Here is a 17,075-nt window from a genome sequence, read left to right on the forward strand (position 1 = left end):
GCGTTCCTTTCTGTTCACCGGCCGATCATGTGTAGCGAACGCTTCAGAAATATTATTGACAGAGCGAACGTCGGTGTAGTGATGTTTACAGAACGAGGGACGGGGTGCAACAGACATGCGCGAGGCGTGGACATCGGTCGAGGTTCTGAACGACGGCGGCACCGCCCCGGTGGCGCTGATCTGTGAACACGCCGCCCACGCCATTCCTGACGAGCTGGAAGAACTGGGCCTCGGGCCGGAGGCGCGCCATTCGCACGCAGCCTGGGACATCGGCGCCAGGGACGTGGCCGTGGCCTTGTCCGAGCTGATGGACGCACCGCTGGTGGCGGGAACGATCTCGCGCCTCGTCTACGACTGCAACCGGCCGCCCGAGGCACCTGACGCGATCCCGGCACGCAGCGAGGTGTTCGATATTCCGGGCAACCGTGACCTGCAGGGCCGCGACCGCGCCCGCCGGGTGGCCGAGGTCCATGACCCGTTCCACGCAGAGGTCTCGCGGGTGGCGGCAGGGCGCGCGGCGCTCGTGACCGTCCACAGCTTCACGCCGGTCTATCACGGGAAGCCGCGCGAGGTGGAGATCGGCTATCTCTGTCATCGCGACGCGCGCCTTGCCGAAGCGGCGCTGGCTGCCGAGCAGGGCGCCGGCCGCTACAGGGCTGCGCTGAACGAGCCCTACGCACCGTCCGACGGGGTGACCTACACCCTGCAGCGCCACGGCGAGGATCACGGCCGCCCTGCCTTGATGATCGAGGTTCGAAACGACCTGATCGCCACGGGCCCGCAGGCCCGCGCCATGGCCGAGCATCTTCATCCGATCCTGCGTGCGGCGCTGGCCGAGCTCGGCGCATCCGCGGCAAGCCACACCGACGCCGGTGAGGTGGCGGAATGATCGGGGCGCTGCGCACCTACGTCGCCGTGGTCGACCGCTTCAACTACGGGCTCGGGCGAGTCATCATGTTCGGGATCTTCGCCCTGATGGGCGTGCTGCTGTTCTCGTCGATCAACAAGACCTTCTTCACGCCCACGCTCTGGACGCTGGAAATGGCGCAGTTCCTGATGGTGGGCTACTTCATCCTCGGCGGTCCCTACGCAATGCAGATGGGCGCGAACGTCCGGATGGACCTGTTCTACGGAGAGTTCTCGCCGCGCCGGAAGGCGTGGACAGACTGCTTCACCGTGCTGTTCCTTCTGGTCTACCTCGCCATCCTGCTCTGGGGCGGGATCGAGTCGACCATCTACTCCTTCCAGTACGGAGGCGAGCGCAGCCCGTCGGCATGGCGGCCGTATCTCTGGCCGATCAAGGTGACCATGTGCATCGGTATCGGGCTCATGCTGCTTCAGGCGCTGAGCGAGCTGGCCAAGGACATTCTCTTCCTCAGGACGGGCGAGCCGGTGCGCCACCAGGACCAGGAGCCCAGCGATGCCCTATGAGTTGATCGCCGCGCTCATGTTCTCGAGCATGATGCTGCTGCTGTTCACCGGGCAGCGCGTGTTCGCGGCCATCGGCTTCGTCGCCGTCGTGGCGGCGGTTCTGCTCTGGGGCGACCGGGGCGGCTACGACATCGGCTTTTCGGCCGCGATCAAGGTGATGCGGTGGTATCCGCTGCTGACGCTGCCGATGTTCATCTTCATGGGGTACGTCCTGTCGGAGTCGAAGATCGCCGACGACCTCTACAAGATGTTCCACGTCTGGATGGGCGGCCTGTCCGGCGGCCTTGCCATCGGCACGATCGGGCTGATGGTGCTGATCTCGGCCATGAACGGCCTCAGCGTCGCGGGCATGGCCATCGGGGCCACGATCGCGCTGCCGGAACTGCTGAAGCGCAACTACGACAAGCTGATGGTCACGGGGGTCATACAGGCCGGGTCCTCGCTGGGGATCCTCGTGCCGCCCTCGGTGGTGCTGGTGCTCTACGCGATGATCGCGCGGCAGCCGGTGGGCCAGCTGTGGCTGGCGGGGGCGATCCCGGGGCTGATGATGGCCGCGCTCTTCATCATCTACATCGCGATCCGCTGCCGGCTGAACCCCGAACTCGGGCCGACCCTGCCGCCGGAGGAACGCGCGCAGTACACCCGCGCCGAGAAGCTGCGGCTGCTGTCGGCGGGTCTTTTGCCGGTGGGCATTTTCGCTGTGATGATGGTGCCCTTCGTCAACGGCTGGACCAGCCTCGTCGAAAGCTCGGCCATCGGCGCGATCGCGGCCTTCCTCGCCGCGGTGCTCAAGCGGCGCATGACGTGGCGGGTGTTCGAGACCAGCCTGCGCCAGACGCTCGGCATCACCTGCATGTTCATGTGGATCATCCTCGCGGCGCTGGCCTTCGGAGCGGTGTTCGACGGGCTGGGCGCGGTGAAGGCGATCGAGGATCTGTTCACCGACAAGTGGGGCCTGAACCCCTGGGTGATCCTAATCCTCATGCAGCTGTCTTTCCTGGTGATGGGCACGTTCCTCGACGACACCGCGATGCTGGTCATCGTGGCCCCGCTCTACGTGCCGCTGGTCGGGCAGCTCGGTTTCGACCTGGTGTGGTACGGTGTGCTTTACACCATCACCTGCCAGATCGCGTACATGACTCCGCCCTTCGGCTATAACCTCTTCCTGATGCGGGCGATGGCGCCGCCCGAGATCACGCTGCGCGACATTTACCGCTCCATCGTGCCCTTCGTCGGTGTCATGATCGTCGCGCTGGCGCTGGTGATGATCTTCCCGCAGATCGCGCTTTGGCTGCCGGAAACCGTCTATTCGAACTGAGTTCAAACCCGAGAGGCCGGACCAACCGGCCCGTTCAGAAACCGACAGGAGAGAGTGACGACAATGACCCTGACCAGACGCAACATGATCAAGGGCGCGGCCATCGCCGCCCCGGCGAGCCTGGCCGCCCCCGGCATCGCCCGCGCACAGGAACCGATCCGCTGGCGCTTCCAGACCTACGCGGGCTCCGCGCTGGGCGAGCAGGTGACCAAGCCGATCATCGACTACATCAACACCGTCGCGAACGGCGAGCTCGAGATCGAGCTGTTCTACGCCGACCAGATCGTGCCCACCGGCGAGCTGTTCCAGGCGCTCCAGCGCGGCACCATCGACGGCGTGCACTCGGACGACGACTCCATGGCTTCGCCGACGCCACTGCGCGTCTTCGGCGGCTACTTCCCGTTCGCGACCAAGCACATCCTCGACGTGCCGGTGCTGTTCAACCAGTACGGCCTAGCCGATATCTGGGACGAGGAATACGCCAAGGTCGGCGTGAAGTGGCTGTCGGCGGCAGGGCAGGACCCGTGCAACTTCAACACCACGCGCGAGATCACCAGCGTCGACGACCTCGACGGGCTCAAGCTCTATACCTTCCCGACGGCGGGCCGCTTCCTGAGCCGCTTCGGCGTGGTGCCGGTGAACATCCCCTACGAGGATGCCGAGGTCGCGGTGCAGACCGGCGAACTCGACGGCATGGCGTGGTCGGGCATCACCGAGGACTACACCGTCGGCTGGGCGGACGTGACCGACTACTTCCTGACCAACAACATCTCGGGCGCGTGGATCGGGTCGTTCTTCGTGAACCAGGAGCGCTGGGCCGAACTGCCCGAGCACCTGCAACAGCTCGTGATGGCGGCGATCGAGGCCGGCCACACCTACCGCAACCAGTGGTACTGGGGCGGCGAGGCGCGTCTGCGCGCGCAGGGCGACAAGCTCGAGCTGCGGACCGTGCCGGCCGAGGAATGGGCCGAGGTCGAGAACGCGGCCAAGGAGTTCTGGGACGAGATCGCGCAGGAAGGCGAAGTCCACCAGAAGATCGTCAGCATCTTCCGCGAGTACAACGACGTCATCAACCAGGCCGGACCTCCGTACACCAACGGCTGAGGCCGGGACCGGAAACACGACGAAAGGACGGCCCGCGCCTCGCGGGCCGTTCGCCACGACAGGGACGGGAAGGACCACGCGACATGGCGGGCAACCTCACATTCGAGCAGCTCAAGGAGATGGCCGCGACGGGCGAGATCGATACCGTGCTCGCTGCGATGGTGGACATGCAGGGCCGCCTGATGGGCAAGCGTTTTCACGTCTCGAACTTCATCGACCACGCCGTCGACGAGACCCATTGCTGCAACTACCTGCTGGCGACCGACCTGGTGATGTCGACGCCCGAGGGCTACGCAGCGACGTCGTGGCGGAAAGGCTACGGCGACTACACGCTGAAGCCCGACCTCGACACGCTGCGCCGGGTTCCGTGGCTGGAAAAGACCGCGCTGGTGCTGGGGGACGTGCTCGATCACCACGGCCACGCGCCGGTGCCCCACGCCCCGCGCGAGATGCTCAAGCGGCAGGTCGAGCGTCTGTCCGCGATGGGCTTCGACGCGGCGATGGCGACCGAGCTGGAGTTCTTCCTGTTCGAGGGCGACTACCGCACCCTCCAGAAGGACGGATACCGCAGCCTCGTGCCCTTCAACGGCCACAACGAGGATTACTGCCTGTTCCAGACCACCAAGGAAGAGAGCATCCTGCGTCCGCTGCGCAACCATCTGGTGGGAGCCGGCATCCCGGTCGAGAACACCAAGGGCGAAGCAGAGGTCGGCCAGCAGGAGTTGAACATCCGCTACGGCGACCCGGTGGCCTGCGCCGATCACCACACGATTGCCAAGCACGCCACCAAGGAGATCGCGTGGATGAATGGCGCGGCGGCGACGTTCCTGCCGAAATGGGCGCCCGACAAGGTCGGCTCCTCGAGCCACGTGCATCTGTCGCTCTGGAAGGACGGTGCGCCCGCCTTCCTCGACAAGGATGGCGCGCACGGCATGTCCGACACCATGCGCGCCTTCTGCGCCGGCATGATCGCCTTCGCCCGCGACTACACGTTCTTCCTCGCGCCGTACGTCAACAGCTACAAGCGCTTCGCCCCGGGCACCTTCGCCCCGACCCGGACCGTCTGGTCCGTGGACAACCGAACCGCGGCCTTCCGTCTGTGCGGCGAAGGCACCAAGGGCATTCGAATGGAGTGCCGCATCGGCGGCTCCGACATGAACCCCTACCTTGCGCAGGCCGCGCTGATCGCGGCGGGGATAAAGGGGATCGAGGACGGGCTGACGCTCGATCCGGCCTACGAGGGCGATGCTTACGAGACCGACGACGTGACCGAGATCCCGCGCACCCTGCGCGAGGCGACGGAGACACTGCGCGGCTCGGACATGCTGCGCGCCGCCTTCGGGGACGAGGTGGTCGATCACTACGTCCGTTGCGCCGAGTGGGAGCAGGAGGAATTCGACCGCGCGGTGACCGACTGGGAACTGGCACGCGGGTTCGAACGGGCTTGACGGCCCGCCACGACAGAAGGTCGCGCCGGACCGGCCCCGCCAGGGCGCCGCGGCGCACGAAAGGAGCGACATGACCGACACGCTGAAGTGCATCTCCCCGATCGACGGCTCGGTGTTCGCCGAACGCCCCGTCCTGAGCGTCGAGGAGGGCCGCGCCGCCGCCGGGCGTGCGCGTGCCGCGCAGGCCGACTGGGCCGCCCGTCCGATCCGCGAGCGCGCGGATCTCGTGCTCAAGGGCATCGCCGCGGTGGGCGAGATGAACGACGAGATCGTGCCCGAACTTGCGCGCATGATGGGCCGCCCGGTCCGCTATGGCGGAGAGTTCGGCGGCTTCGAGGAGCGCGGCTCCTACATGGCGCAGATCGCCGAGGAGGCGCTGGCCGACATCGAGGTCGGCGACGACGACCAGTTCCGCCGCTACATCCGGCGCCTGCCGTGGGGCGTGGCGTTCGTGGTCGCGCCGTGGAACTACCCGTGGATGACCGCGATCAACACCGTCGCCCCGGCGCTGATCGCAGGCAACACCGTCGTTCTCAAGCACGCCACTCAGACGCTGCTGGTTGGCGAGCGTATGGCACGCGCCTTTCACTCGGTCGGCATCCCCGAGGACGTTTTGCAGAACGTGTTCCTGTCCCACGACACCACCAACACGCTGATCGGTGAGCGGGCCTTCGACTTCGTGAACTTCACCGGGTCCGTCGGGGGCGGGCAGGCGATGGAGCGCGCGGCGGCGGGCACCTTCGTGCCGGTGGCGACCGAACTCGGCGGCAAGGACCCGGGCTATGTCATGGACGACGCCGACCTCGACGCGGCGGTGAACGGCCTGATGGACGGCGCCATGTTCAACGCCGGTCAGTGCTGCTGCGGGATCGAACGCATCTACGTCCACGAGAGCCTCTACGACAGCTTCGTCGAGAAGGCGGTGGCCTGGGTGAACGAGCTGACCCTCGGCAATCCGCTGGACGAGGCAACCAGCATCGGGCCCATGGCCAATGTGCGCTTCGCGCAGGTCGTGCGGGACCAGGTCGAAAAGGCCGTGGCGGCGGGTGCCACCGCGCATATCGCGACGATGCCGGCGGATGACGGCGGTGCCTACCTGACACCGCAGATCCTCACCGGGGTCACTCACGACATGGATGTGATGCGCGAGGAAAGCTTCGGACCGGTGGTCGGCATCATGCCGGTCAAGGACGATGACGAGGCCGTCGCTCTTATGAACGACTGCAAGTTCGGCCTCACCGCCAGCCTCTGGACGCGCGATGTCGAGCGCGCGGCGCGCGTGGGCGACAGGGTCGAGACCGGCACGCTCTTCATGAATCGCGCCGACTACCTCGATCCCGCGCTGTGCTGGACGGGCTGCAAGGACACCGGGCGCGGCGCCGGCCTTTCGGTGCTGGGCTTCCACGCCCTGACGCGGCCGAAGTCCTACCACCTGAAAAAGACCACGGCCTGACCGGCCGACAGGCGCGGGGCAGGGGCCTCGCGCCGCCACACCCCCAAGAGAAGAAGGTGATCCCATGAGCCCCACCGGCACCTGGTCCTATCCCACCGCCATCCGTTTCGGCGCCGGGCGCCTCAAGGAGCTGCCCGACGCCTGCGCCGCGGCCGGCATCAAGAAACCGCTTCTGGTGACCGACCGCGGCCTCGCCCCGCTCGACATCACGACGCGCGCGCTCGACATCCTCGAGGGCGCAGGGCTTGGCCGGGCGATGTTCGCCGAGGTCGATCCGAACCCGAACGAGAAGAACCTCGCGGCAGGGATCGAGGCGTACAAGGCCGGCGGCCATGACGGCGTGATCGCCTTCGGTGGCGGCTCGGGCCTCGACCTCGGCAAGATGGTCGCCTTCATGTGCGGCCAGACCCGGCCGGTGTGGGACTTCGAGGACATCGGCGACTGGTGGACCCGCGCCGACGCGTCCGCCATCGCGCCCAACATCTGCGTGCCGACGACCGCCGGCACCGGCTCCGAGGTGGGGCGCGCCAGCGTCATCACCAATTCCGAGACGCATGTGAAGAAAATCATCTTCCATCCGAAGGTGCTGCCCTCGGTGGTCATCGCCGACCCCGAGCTGACCGTGGGAATGCCCAAGGCGATCACCGCCGGAACCGGCCTCGACGCCTTCGCGCACTGCGTCGAGGCGTTCTCGTCGCCGCATTACCACCCGATGAGCCAGGGCATCGCGCTGGAGGGGATGCGGCTGGTGATCGAGAACCTGCCGCGCGCCTATGCCACGCCGGACGATCTTGAGGCGCGGGCGCACATGATGTCGGCGGCCGCGATGGGCGCGACCGCGTTCCAGAAGGGCCTCGGTGCGATCCATGCGCTCAGCCACCCCGTGGGTGCGGTCTTCAACACGCACCACGGCACCACCAACGCGGTCTGCATGCCTGCCGTTCTGGACCTGAACGAGCCGAAGATCCGCGACCGTTTCGACCGGGCCGCCCCATATCTCGGGATCGAGGGCGGCTACGACGGCTTCCGCGCCTTCGTGCAGGAGTTCAACGACGGCTTCGGCATCCCCCGCCAGCTGCGCGATCTGGGCGTCACGGCGGGCCGGGTCGACGACATGGTGGCGATGGCGCTGGAGGACCCGTCCTGCGGTGGCAATCCGGTGACGCTGGATGCGGACAACGTGCGGGCACTCTACGAGGCGGTGATCTGATCGCCCGGCGGCGCGCCCGTGCGGGCGCGCCGCGATCGATCGACGACTCGAAATTCCCGCGGCGCTTTTCCGGCGGCCTTGTGCCTGCAAGACTTGCACTGGTGCGTGATGGATCGGCTGCGCGCGCGTCTCGTCATGCGCGTGTCACCGCGATGCCCGATCAGGGCTTGCGCGCCGCGGCGTCATTGCTCAGGCAGGGACGTGCGGAGGTGCCCGTGCGCCGCACGACTACAGGTCGGCATGGTGTTAGCGGTATCGCCGTGGCATATCTTGCGCGCGCGGCCTTGGCGGCGCGGCTGACGGACCAACAGACGAGGGCAGGACTCCGACCATGAGACGCACCCGAAACGTGAAGATCGTGGCCACGCTCGGCCCGGCCTCCTCCACCTACGAACAGATCAAGGCACTGCACGAGGCAGGCGCCGACGTGTTCCGGCTCAACATGAGCCACGGCACGCACGACGAGATCGCCAAGCGGCACGAGATCATCCGCAAGGTGGAGGCCGATCTGTCCTCGACCATCGCGATCCTCGCCGACCTTCAGGGCCCCAAGCTGCGCGTCGGCGTCTTCGCCAACGGCTCCGAGGAACTGGTTGAGGGCGCGTCCTTCCGGCTCGATCTCGACGACGCGGAGGGCGACGCGAAGCGCGTGCAACTGCCGCACCCCGAGATTTTCCAGGTGCTCGAACCGGGCGCCTCGCTGCTGGTGAACGACGGCAAGATCCGCCTCAAGGTGAAGGATTGCGGCCCCGAGTTTGCCGACTGCGAGGTTGTCGTCGGTGGCACGATCTCGAACCGCAAGGGCGTGAACGTGCCGGACGTGGTGCTGCCGCTGGCCGCGCTGTCGGACAAGGACCGCACCGACCTCGAATTCGTCTGCGACCTCGGTGTCGACTGGCTGGCGCTGTCCTTCGTGCAGCGCCCCGAGGATGTCCACGAGGCGCGCACGCTGGCACGCGGTCGTGCGGCGATCCTGTCGAAGATCGAGAAGCCGGCGGCGGTACGCAGCTTTGACGCCATCCTCGAGGCCTCCGACGGCATCATGGTCGCACGCGGTGACCTGGGCGTCGAGCTTCCGGTTCAGAATGTGCCCCCGATCCAGAAGCGCCTGACACGCGCCTGTCGCGCCGCCGCCAAGCCGGTGATCGTGGCGACCCAGATGCTCGAATCGATGATCGAAAGTCCGATGCCCACCCGTGCCGAGGTGTCCGACGTCGCGACCGCGATCTACGAGGGCTCGGACGCGATCATGCTGTCGGCTGAATCCGCTGCCGGCCAGTATCCGATCGAGGCGGTCACGACGATGGACAACGTGGCCCGCGAGGTCGAGAGCGACGACAACTACCGCCAGATCATCAATGCCCAGCGGGGCGCCGAGCGCGCGACTGTCGCGGACGCGATTGTCGCCGCCGCGCGCGAGATCACCGAGACCACCGACATCAAGGCGATCTGCTGCTACACCCAGTCGGGCACGACGGCGCTCCTGGTGGCGCGCGAGCGGCCTCCGGTGCCGATCCTCGCGCTGTCCTCGTCGCAGATCACCGCGCGCCGGCTGGCGCTCTCGTGGGGAACGAAGTGCGTGCAGACCGCCGAGCTCGACCGCTTCAAGAGCGCGGTGGTCAACGCGGCACGGGCGGCGCGGGCTTTGGGCTACGCCGGTCCCGACGACCAGATCGTCGTGACCGCGGGTGTGCCCTTCAACACCACCGGAACCACCAACATCCTGCGCGTCGCCCCGTGCGACGAGCGGCTGATCTTCTCGACAGACCCCGAGTGATCGGGTGCGCCGCCGGGGCAGGGGCCCTGCGCGGCGTGTCGCCCGTGGCGCGGTCCGGTGCAGCGATGCATCGGTCCGCGGTATGCGCTCCTGGGCCAGATTGGCGTGGCGCAAGCCTGCCGGTATCCTGCTACGCATCGTGCCCGATATGGTCGCGCCCCGAGCGGGGCGTACCGGGTGCCGGACCGCCGCAGGAGACACCGTCCGCCATGCCCCCCGATCTCGCCCTGACCATCGGCCTCATCCTCGCGGTCTTCGCGATCCCCTCCATCGTCTCGGCGATGTCCGACGGTCGGGCGCCGCGGATCTCGGCGCTGGTGGTGACGATCTCGGGCGGGCTTCTGATCTACGCCCTGCGCGCCCGTCCCGGCGGCTATGTGCCGGCCGAGATTCCCGACGTCATGGTTCGCACGATCTCCGCCCTCTTGAACTGAGCTCTTGCATTGCGCCCGAACCTCGTCTATCGGGCGCCACTCACCATCCGCGCGGCCGGCCAAATCGGTATGCCGTGTCGCGGGGCACCCGTATCTTCCGTTCAAGGAGGCCCGAAATGCCGAAGATGAAGACGAAATCCAGCGCCAAGAAGCGCTTCAAGGTCTCGGCCAGCGGCAAGGTCATTGCCGGCCAGGCCGGCAAGCGCCACGGCATGATCAAGCGCCACAAGAAGTTCATCCGCGACGCGCGGGGCACCACGACGCTGTCCGCACCCGACGCGAAAATCGTCAAGGGCTACATGCCCTACGACCGCTGAACGTCTGATCGAGAAGGAGCTGCATCATGTCCAGGACCAAAGGCGGAACCGTCACCCACGCCCGTCACAAGAAAATCACGAAGGCCGCGAAGGGCTATTACGGCCGTCGCAAGAACACCTTCAAGGTCGCGAGCCAGGCCGTCGACAAGGCCAACCAGTACGCGACCCGCGACCGCAAGAACCGCAAGCGCAACTTCCGCGCCCTGTGGATCCAGCGCATCAACGCCGCCGTGCGTGCCCATGACGAAAGCCTGACCTACTCGCGCTTCGTCGGCGGCCTCGCGAAGGCCGGCATCGAGGTCGACCGCAAGGTGCTCGCCGACCTCGCCGTGCACGAGCCCGAGGCGTTCGGCGCGATCGTCGAGAAGGCGAAGGGCGCGCTGGCGGCCTGAGCCGCGGCGTATTCCGCACGAGATCACGAAGGGCCGTCCCGCCGGGGCGGCCCTTTTTCGTAGGCCGGGCCGGGTGTCGGGGACGGCGGCTTGCAGAGGCCGCGCGGGGCCGCTAGCTAGGCGGCGGCTCAGTTTCGAGAGGCTTGCCATGGACGATCTTCGCGACACCTACCTTGCCCGCATCGCGGATGCCGCCGACGAGGCGACGCTCGAGGCGTTGCGCGTCGAGGCCGTCGGCAAGAAGGGAGCCGTCAGCCTCAAGATGCGCGAACTGGGCAAGATGAGCCCCGAGGAGCGGCAGGTCATGGGACCGAAGCTCAACGCGCTCAAGGACGAGATCAATTCGGCGCTGGCCGCCAAGAAGGCCGCGCTGGCCGATGCCGCGCTCGACGAACGCCTGCGGACCGAGTGGCTCGATGTGACGCTGCCTGCGCGGCTGCGGCGGCAGGGCACCATCCACCCGATCAGCCAGGTGACCGAAGAGGTGACTGCGATCTTCGCGGACATGGGCTTTGCCGTGGCCGAAGGTCCGCAGATCGATACCGACTGGTACAATTTCGACGCGCTGAACATCCCGTCTCATCACCCCGCGCGGGCCGAGATGGATACCTTCTATATGCATCGGGCCGAGGGAGACGACCGCCCGCCACACGTGCTGCGGACGCACACCTCGCCGGTGCAGATCCGGCACATGGAAAAGTACGGCGCGCCCTGCCGTATCATCGCGCCGGGCCGCGTCTACCGCGCCGATTTCGACCAGACCCACACGCCGATGTTCCATCAGGTCGAAGGCCTTGCGCTCGACAAGGACATCTCCATGGCGAACCTCAAATGGGTGCTCGAGGAGTTCTTTGCCGCCTTCTTCGAGGTCGACGGCATCAAGACCCGCTTCCGTGCCTCGCACTTCCCCTTCACCGAGCCGTCGGCCGAGGTCGACATCCAGTGCTCGTGGGAGGGCGGCCAGCTCAAGATCGGCGAGGGTGACGGCTGGCTCGAGGTGCTGGGCTCGGGCATGGTCCATCCCAAGGTGCTGCAGGCCGGTGGCGTCGATCCCGCCGAATGGCAGGGCTTCGCTTTCGGCATGGGCATCGACCGGATCGCCATGCTGAAATACGGCATCCCCGACCTGCGCGCCTTCTTCGACAGCGACCTGCGCTGGCTGCGCCACTACGGCTTCGGCGCCCTCGACGTGCCGACGCTGCACGGCGGGCTGTCCCGGTAAAAGGTAGGGCAGCGCGTGTCTCGCGTGCCGCATGTGCATGGGGCGACTTGCCCTTCGCTCGAAAGCCCCGGAGCGCGAACGCCTTCAGCCAGAGGCGCCGGGGGACCAGTCCAATGCGCCCGACCCTCGTCGCTGGAGGGCGCGTTGGCGATGCCAACCTCTCCGCACGGCCGTCCTCCAGGGTTTGCGGGATAAAGCGCTGATCGCGCCCGGACCGCCCGCGCCCGTCCAGGGGTAGGCGCGGCTCAAGGCGCAGGGTGGAAGCCATCGCGTCCGTCACGTAGCCCTCCGCCCTTTGTTCTCCTGCACCACCCGTCCAAGGAAACCCGGTGGGCCGCTTATTCATTCCACTTGGGACAGCACGAACCCGAGGGAAGACCGATGCAGCTATTCCGCCACGAGACCCGCCAGAGCACCGAACACACGCGCAAGCTCTACGCTCGTTACGCGCTCGCTCACACGATGGTCGATTTTCTCGCGGCGGTGCTCTTCCTCGTGGGGTCGGTACTGTTCTTCTGGAACGAACTGGAGACCGCGGCGATCTGGTGTTTCGTGGTGGGCTCGGTGTTCTTCTGCGTGAAGCCGACGCTGAAGCTCGCCCGTGAAATCCACATGTGGCGCGCCGGCAAGACGGATGCGCTGGCCGAGGAAGAGGAGGGCGCGCTTATCTGAGCAGCCCTGCACACCCGGGCGCCCTTTCCCCCTCCGCGCCGATGGGCTAGAGCGGCCCGGACCCGACGACCGACCCGAGGCCGAAGCTCATGAAGTTCACCCTGTCCTGGCTCAAGGATCACCTCGACACCACCGCGACCGTCGACGAGATCGCCGAAACGCTCACCGATCTCGGGCTCGAGGTCGAGGGGATCGAGAACCCCGCCGAGGCGCTGCGCCCGTTCACCATCGGCAAGGTGGTGGCGGCCGAAAAGCATCCGGATGCGGACAAGCTGAAGGTGTGCCGCGTCGAGACCGACACCGGCGAGAGCCAGATCATCTGCGGTGCCCCGAACGCGCGCGAGGGGATCACGGTCGTCGTTGCCAAGCCAGGGACCTACGTGCCCGGCATCGACACCACCATCCAGATCGGCAAGATCCGCGGCGTCGAGAGCCACGGGATGATGTGCTCGGAACGCGAGATGGAGTTGAGCGACGAGCACAACGGCATCATCGAGCTGCCGTCGGGCGAGGTCGGCCAGAGCTTTGCCGACTGGCTGGCGCAGAACGACCCCGCCAAGGTCGATCCGGTGATCGAGATCGCCATCACCCCGAACCGCCCCGACGCGCTGGGCGTGCGCGGCATCGCCCGCGACCTCGCGGCGCGTGGTCTCGGCACGCTCAAGGCACGTGACCTCGACCCGGTGCCCGGCAGCTTCGACAGCCCGTTGACCGTCAGCATCGACGAGGGCGCCCGCGACGGCTGCCCGGTCTTTTATGGGCGCCTGATCCGCGGCGTGACGAACGGCCCCAGCCCGGCCTGGCTTCAGGACGCGCTGAAGGCCATCGGCCTGCGCCCGATCTCGTTCCTCGTGGACGTGACCAACTTCTTCACCTTCGACCGCAACCGCCCGCTGCACGTCTTCGATGCCGACAAGGTGTCGGGGAACCTGCGGGTTCACGCGGCCGAGGGCGGCGAGACGCTCGAGGCACTGGACGAGCGGACCTACACGCTCGAGCCCGGCATGATCGCGATCTCGGACGACGCCGGCGTGCAGAGCCTTGGCGGCATCATGGGGGGCGAGACCACCGGCGTGACCGAGGACACCGTCAACGTCTTCGTCGAGGCCGCGTTCTTCGACCCGATCCGCACGGCATTCACGGGCCGCGCGCTCAAGATCAACTCCGACGCCCGTTACCGGTTCGAGCGCGGGATCGACCCCGAGTGGACGCCGCACGGGATCGAGCACGCCACGCGCATGATCCTCGACCATGCCGGCGGCGAGGCGAGCCACGTCGTCAAGGCGGGCGAAATCCCCGATCACGCGCGGGCCTACACGCTCGACACCGACCGCTGTTCGCGCCTCGTGGGCATGGAGATCCCCGCCGAGACGCAGCGCGCGACGCTGACCGCGCTGGGCTTCACGATGGAGGGCGACACCGCCCACGTGCCGTCCTGGCGTCCCGACGTGATGGGCGAGGCCGACCTCGTGGAGGAAGTGGCGCGGATCGCGTCCCTGACGAAGCTCGAGGGCAAGCCGATGCCCCGGATGACCGACGGCGTGCCGAAGCCGATCCTGTCGCCGCTGCAGAAGCGCGAGCAGGCGGCGCGGCGCACGGCGGCAACGCTCGGCTACAACGAGTGCGTCACCTACTCGTTCATCGACCGCGAGGCCGCGTCGCTGTTCGGGGGCGGCGACGACGCCACCATGCTCGCCAACCCGATTTCGTCCGAGATGAGCCACATGCGTCCCGCCCTGCTGCCGGGCCTGTTGCGCGCCGCGGCGCGCAATCAGGCGCGCGGTGCCGGCGATCAGGCTCTGTTCGAACTGGGCTACGCCTTCTCGGGCGGCGAGCCGGGCGAGCAAGCGCAGATGCTGACCGGCCTGATGGTCGGCCGCACCGGGCCGAAGGATGTGCACGGCAGCGCCCGCGCGGTCGACGTTTTCGACGTGAAGGCCGACGCGGAGGCGGTTCTCGCCGCCATCGGCGCGCCGGCCAAGGTGCAGATCCAGCGCACCGGCGATGCGTGGTGGCATCCCGGCCGGCACGGCGTCATCTGCCTCGGGCCGAAGAAGGTGCTGGGCGTCTACGGCGAGGTGCATCCGCGCATCCTCGAAGCGCTCGACGTGAAGGGCCCGGCCGTGGCGTTCACCGTGTTCCCCGAGGCAGTGCCGCTGCCCAAGCAGGTCCGGACCACGCGCCCGGCGCTCGAAGCCACCGATCTCCAGGCGGTTGAACGCGACTTCGCCTTCGTTGTGGACGCGGACGTGGCCTCGCTCGACCTCGTGAACGCGGCGGCGGGTGCGGACAAGGCGCTGATTTCAGACGTGCGGGTGTTCGACGAATTCGTCGGCGGCAGCCTCGGCGAGGGCAAGAAGTCCCTCGCGGTCACCGTGCGCCTGCAACCGCGCGATGCCACGCTGACCGACAAGGATATCGAGGCCGTTTCGGCCAAGGTCGTCGAAAAGGTGCAGAAGGCCACGGGCGCCGAACTGCGCGGCTGAGGCTTTGGCGGACCCGCGCGGTCTGCTAGGCTCCGGAGGCATTTCAGCCTTCGGAGCCTTTTTCATGTCTCGTTTTTCCCTTTTCGCCGGTGCGGCGGCGTTGATCCTCGGGGCCCATGCCGCTCCCGTTGCCGCCCAGTCCTCGAACGCCGCGCGCTACCTGCTTCAGCAGGAACTGTCCAAGGCCTGCGAGTTCTCCGGAGGTGGCGGACAGATTTCGAACGTCGGGCTCATGGAGCGCGATTTCGACGGCGACGGCCGCGACGATCTACTGATTGCTCACGAGGCGATCCGCTGCGGCGGCTCCGGCCGCAGCAGCTTCTGCGGGATGCAGGTGTGCAGCGTGCGCATCTGGCTGCGCCGCGGCGATCTTCTGACGCTCGAGAAGGACATGCTCGGCGGCGGGATCGAGGTATCGGGCGGCACGCCTCCGACGATCTCGGGATACGGACACGGCGGCGGTCAATGGTCGATGCGCTGGAGTGGCGGGGCCTTCCGCTGAGCTGCTATCGCCTTGCGGCCGGCGTGCGCCCGCTTAGGTGACACCGCGCGAGGCATTTCAGAGAAGGACACGCAATGGGCCTGACCATCTATCTCTCGGGCGAGATCCACACCGACTGGCGCGACCGGATCATCGACGGGGCGCAGGGCCTCGACGTGACCTTCTCGGGCCCGGTGACCGATCATGGCGCGTCGGACGATTGCGGCGTGACCATCCTCGGCTCCGAGGACAGCAAATACTGGCACGACCACAAGGGCGCGATGGTCAACGCGATCCGCACCCGCAAGGGGCTGTCGGATGCCGACATCGTCGTCGTACGCTTCGGCGACAAGTACAAGCAGTGGAACGCGGCCTTCGACGCGGGCTATGCCGCCGCTCTGGGCAAGTCGCTCATCGTTCTCCAGCCCGAAGAGCACGACCACGCCCTCAAGGAAGTGGACGCCGCCGCGCTGGCCGTCGCGCGCGAGCCCGAGCAGGTGGTCGAAATCCTGCGCTACGTCCTGACCGGCACTCTACCGGGATAAGCCTGCGGGCGGGGACGGCGCGAGCCGTTCCCGCCCGGCCGCTCAGTCGTCTTCGGCCGGGATGTTGAGCCCCGTCTGCACGGCCTCGCGCGCGAGGAACCGGTCCAGGTAGGCGGGCACGTTCCTGAGGTCATGGAAGCCGACCATGTCCTTGGCGTCGTAGAAATCCAGCGCGTTCAGCCAAGGCGCGATGGCGATGTCGGCGATGGAATAGTCGCCGGCGATCCATTCGCGCTTGTCCAGTTCGCAATCCAGAACACCCAGCAGGCGCTTGGCTTCGTTGATGTAGCGTTCGCGCGGGCGCGGGTCCTCGATGTCCTTGCCGCCAAGCTTCACGAAGAAGCCGAGCTGGCCGAACATCGGACCGAGGCCGCCCATCTGCCACATCAGCCACTGGATCACGGTGGCGCGTTCGGCCGCCGTGGTGCCCATCAGCCGCCCGGTCTTGTCGCCCAGGTGGATCAGGATCGCGCCACTCTCGAACAGGCCGAGGGGCCGGCCATCCGGGCCGTCGGGGTCGATGATCGCGGGGATCTTGTTGTTGGGGCTGAGCGACAGGAAGGCGGGGCTCTTCACGTCCTCGTCGCCGAGCGAGACGCGATGCGGCTCGTAGGGCAGGCCCAGCTCTTCCAGGGCGATCGAGATCTTAACGCCGTTGGGCGTCGGGAAGGCGTAAAGCTGGATGCGGTCGGGATGCCGCGCGGGCCAGCGTTCGGTGATCGGGAAGTCGGAGAGATCGGCCATGGCGGATGCGTTCCTGTTGTCCGTGACAAACTGTGCGACCA

Annotated in this window: 17 protein-coding genes; 16 read left to right on the forward strand and 1 reads right to left on the reverse strand. The window is 67.3% G+C overall.

Annotated features, from left to right (window positions below; genetic code table 11):
* The first annotated feature begins 115 nt into the window (after positions 1–115).
* The 16 genes from BMX29_RS12315 to BMX29_RS12390 all read left to right on the forward strand — a co-directional run bounded on the left by BMX29_RS12315 (position 116) and on the right by BMX29_RS12390 (position 16,290).
* Positions 116–889, forward strand: a complete 774-nt coding sequence (locus tag BMX29_RS12315; protein ID WP_092813222.1) for an N-formylglutamate amidohydrolase — start codon at positions 116–118, stop codon at positions 887–889.
* On the forward strand, positions 886–1,431 hold the full coding sequence (locus tag BMX29_RS12320) for a TRAP transporter small permease subunit (RefSeq protein ID WP_205620768.1): 546 nt from the start codon (positions 886–888) through the stop codon (positions 1,429–1,431). Before BMX29_RS12315 ends, BMX29_RS12320 begins: the two co-directional genes overlap by 4 nt.
* Positions 1,421–2,749 carry a TRAP transporter large permease gene (locus BMX29_RS12325; RefSeq protein ID WP_092813225.1) on the forward strand — a complete coding sequence of 443 codons (1,329 nt, stop codon included), beginning with the start codon at positions 1,421–1,423 and terminating at the stop codon, positions 2,747–2,749. Before BMX29_RS12320 ends, BMX29_RS12325 begins: the two co-directional genes overlap by 11 nt.
* Before the next feature lie 63 nt (positions 2,750–2,812).
* A complete protein-coding gene (locus BMX29_RS12330; protein ID WP_043845752.1) occupies positions 2,813–3,853 on the forward strand; it encodes a TRAP transporter substrate-binding protein in 1,041 nt (346 codons plus the stop codon).
* Between the two features lie 83 nt (positions 3,854–3,936).
* The gene (locus tag BMX29_RS12335; RefSeq protein ID WP_092813228.1) at positions 3,937–5,301 is read left to right on the forward strand and encodes a glutamine synthetase family protein; all 1,365 of its coding nucleotides are present in this window, start codon (positions 3,937–3,939) and stop codon (positions 5,299–5,301) included.
* A gap of 70 nt (positions 5,302–5,371) precedes the next feature.
* A complete protein-coding gene (locus BMX29_RS12340; protein ID WP_092813230.1) occupies positions 5,372–6,754 on the forward strand; it encodes an aldehyde dehydrogenase family protein in 1,383 nt (460 codons plus the stop codon).
* A gap of 64 nt (positions 6,755–6,818) precedes the next feature.
* Complete coding sequence (locus BMX29_RS12345) at positions 6,819–7,964, forward strand: iron-containing alcohol dehydrogenase (RefSeq protein WP_092813233.1); 1,146 nt, start codon at positions 6,819–6,821, stop codon at positions 7,962–7,964.
* Positions 7,965–8,295: 331 nt separating this feature from the next.
* Positions 8,296–9,741, forward strand: a complete 1,446-nt coding sequence (gene pyk, locus BMX29_RS12350; protein ID WP_092813236.1) for a pyruvate kinase — start codon at positions 8,296–8,298, stop codon at positions 9,739–9,741.
* Between the two features lie 209 nt (positions 9,742–9,950).
* Positions 9,951–10,175, forward strand: a complete 225-nt coding sequence (locus tag BMX29_RS12355; RefSeq protein ID WP_043845761.1) for a hypothetical protein — start codon at positions 9,951–9,953, stop codon at positions 10,173–10,175.
* 116 nt (positions 10,176–10,291) lie between these two features.
* Positions 10,292–10,492, forward strand: coding sequence for a 50S ribosomal protein L35 (rpmI, locus tag BMX29_RS12360; RefSeq protein WP_043845762.1), 201 nt, complete (start codon positions 10,292–10,294; stop codon positions 10,490–10,492).
* 26 nt (positions 10,493–10,518) lie between these two features.
* Complete coding sequence (rplT, locus tag BMX29_RS12365) at positions 10,519–10,884, forward strand: 50S ribosomal protein L20 (protein ID WP_043845763.1); 366 nt, start codon at positions 10,519–10,521, stop codon at positions 10,882–10,884.
* Between the two features lie 148 nt (positions 10,885–11,032).
* On the forward strand, positions 11,033–12,106 hold the full coding sequence (gene pheS / locus BMX29_RS12370; protein ID WP_092813239.1) for a phenylalanine--tRNA ligase subunit alpha: 1,074 nt from the start codon (positions 11,033–11,035) through the stop codon (positions 12,104–12,106).
* A gap of 381 nt (positions 12,107–12,487) precedes the next feature.
* Positions 12,488–12,778: a YrhK family protein gene (locus BMX29_RS12375; RefSeq protein ID WP_092813241.1), complete on the forward strand. Its 291-nt coding sequence runs from the start codon at positions 12,488–12,490 to the stop codon at positions 12,776–12,778.
* A gap of 89 nt (positions 12,779–12,867) precedes the next feature.
* The gene (gene pheT, locus BMX29_RS12380; RefSeq protein ID WP_092813244.1) at positions 12,868–15,264 is read left to right on the forward strand and encodes a phenylalanine--tRNA ligase subunit beta; all 2,397 of its coding nucleotides are present in this window, start codon (positions 12,868–12,870) and stop codon (positions 15,262–15,264) included.
* A 64-nt stretch (positions 15,265–15,328) separates the two neighbouring features.
* Positions 15,329–15,766: a hypothetical protein gene (locus BMX29_RS12385; RefSeq protein WP_092813247.1), complete on the forward strand. Its 438-nt coding sequence runs from the start codon at positions 15,329–15,331 to the stop codon at positions 15,764–15,766.
* A 74-nt stretch (positions 15,767–15,840) separates the two neighbouring features.
* Entirely contained in the window at positions 15,841–16,290 is a 450-nt protein-coding gene (locus tag BMX29_RS12390; RefSeq protein ID WP_092813250.1) for a YtoQ family protein, read from the forward strand.
* A 42-nt stretch (positions 16,291–16,332) separates the two neighbouring features.
* Here BMX29_RS12390 and BMX29_RS12395 read toward each other — a convergent pair whose 3' ends face one another.
* Positions 16,333–17,034, reverse strand: coding sequence for a glutathione S-transferase family protein (locus tag BMX29_RS12395; RefSeq protein ID WP_092813253.1), 702 nt, complete (start codon positions 17,032–17,034; stop codon positions 16,333–16,335).
* Positions 17,035–17,075 lie beyond the last annotated feature (41 nt).

Origin of the sequence: Roseivivax marinus (genome assembly GCF_900109705.1) — a bacterium.
In the GTDB taxonomy this organism is placed as follows: Bacteria; Pseudomonadota; Alphaproteobacteria; order Rhodobacterales; family Rhodobacteraceae; genus Roseivivax; species Roseivivax marinus.

Bases quoted from the DNA above. Each gene is read 5' to 3' on its own strand.
- BMX29_RS12315 (WP_092813222.1), top strand. From the start codon at position 116: ATGCGCGAGGCGTGGACATCGGTCGAGGTTCTGAACGACGGCGGCACC.
- BMX29_RS12320 (WP_205620768.1), top strand. From the start codon at position 886: ATGATCGGGGCGCTGCGCACCTACGTCGCCGTGGTCGACCGCTTCAAC.
- BMX29_RS12325 (WP_092813225.1), top strand. From the start codon at position 1,421: ATGCCCTATGAGTTGATCGCCGCGCTCATGTTCTCGAGCATGATGCTG.
- BMX29_RS12330 (WP_043845752.1), top strand. From the start codon at position 2,813: ATGACCCTGACCAGACGCAACATGATCAAGGGCGCGGCCATCGCCGCC.
- BMX29_RS12335 (WP_092813228.1), top strand. From the start codon at position 3,937: ATGGCGGGCAACCTCACATTCGAGCAGCTCAAGGAGATGGCCGCGACG.
- BMX29_RS12340 (WP_092813230.1), top strand. From the start codon at position 5,372: ATGACCGACACGCTGAAGTGCATCTCCCCGATCGACGGCTCGGTGTTC.
- BMX29_RS12345 (WP_092813233.1), top strand. From the start codon at position 6,819: ATGAGCCCCACCGGCACCTGGTCCTATCCCACCGCCATCCGTTTCGGC.
- pyk (WP_092813236.1), top strand. From the start codon at position 8,296: ATGAGACGCACCCGAAACGTGAAGATCGTGGCCACGCTCGGCCCGGCC.
- BMX29_RS12355 (WP_043845761.1), top strand. From the start codon at position 9,951: ATGCCCCCCGATCTCGCCCTGACCATCGGCCTCATCCTCGCGGTCTTC.
- rpmI (WP_043845762.1), top strand. From the start codon at position 10,292: ATGCCGAAGATGAAGACGAAATCCAGCGCCAAGAAGCGCTTCAAGGTC.
- rplT (WP_043845763.1), top strand. From the start codon at position 10,519: ATGTCCAGGACCAAAGGCGGAACCGTCACCCACGCCCGTCACAAGAAA.
- pheS (WP_092813239.1), top strand. From the start codon at position 11,033: ATGGACGATCTTCGCGACACCTACCTTGCCCGCATCGCGGATGCCGCC.
- BMX29_RS12375 (WP_092813241.1), top strand. From the start codon at position 12,488: ATGCAGCTATTCCGCCACGAGACCCGCCAGAGCACCGAACACACGCGC.
- pheT (WP_092813244.1), top strand. From the start codon at position 12,868: ATGAAGTTCACCCTGTCCTGGCTCAAGGATCACCTCGACACCACCGCG.
- BMX29_RS12385 (WP_092813247.1), top strand. From the start codon at position 15,329: ATGTCTCGTTTTTCCCTTTTCGCCGGTGCGGCGGCGTTGATCCTCGGG.
- BMX29_RS12390 (WP_092813250.1), top strand. From the start codon at position 15,841: ATGGGCCTGACCATCTATCTCTCGGGCGAGATCCACACCGACTGGCGC.
- BMX29_RS12395 (WP_092813253.1), bottom strand. From the start codon at position 17,034: ATGGCCGATCTCTCCGACTTCCCGATCACCGAACGCTGGCCCGCGCGG.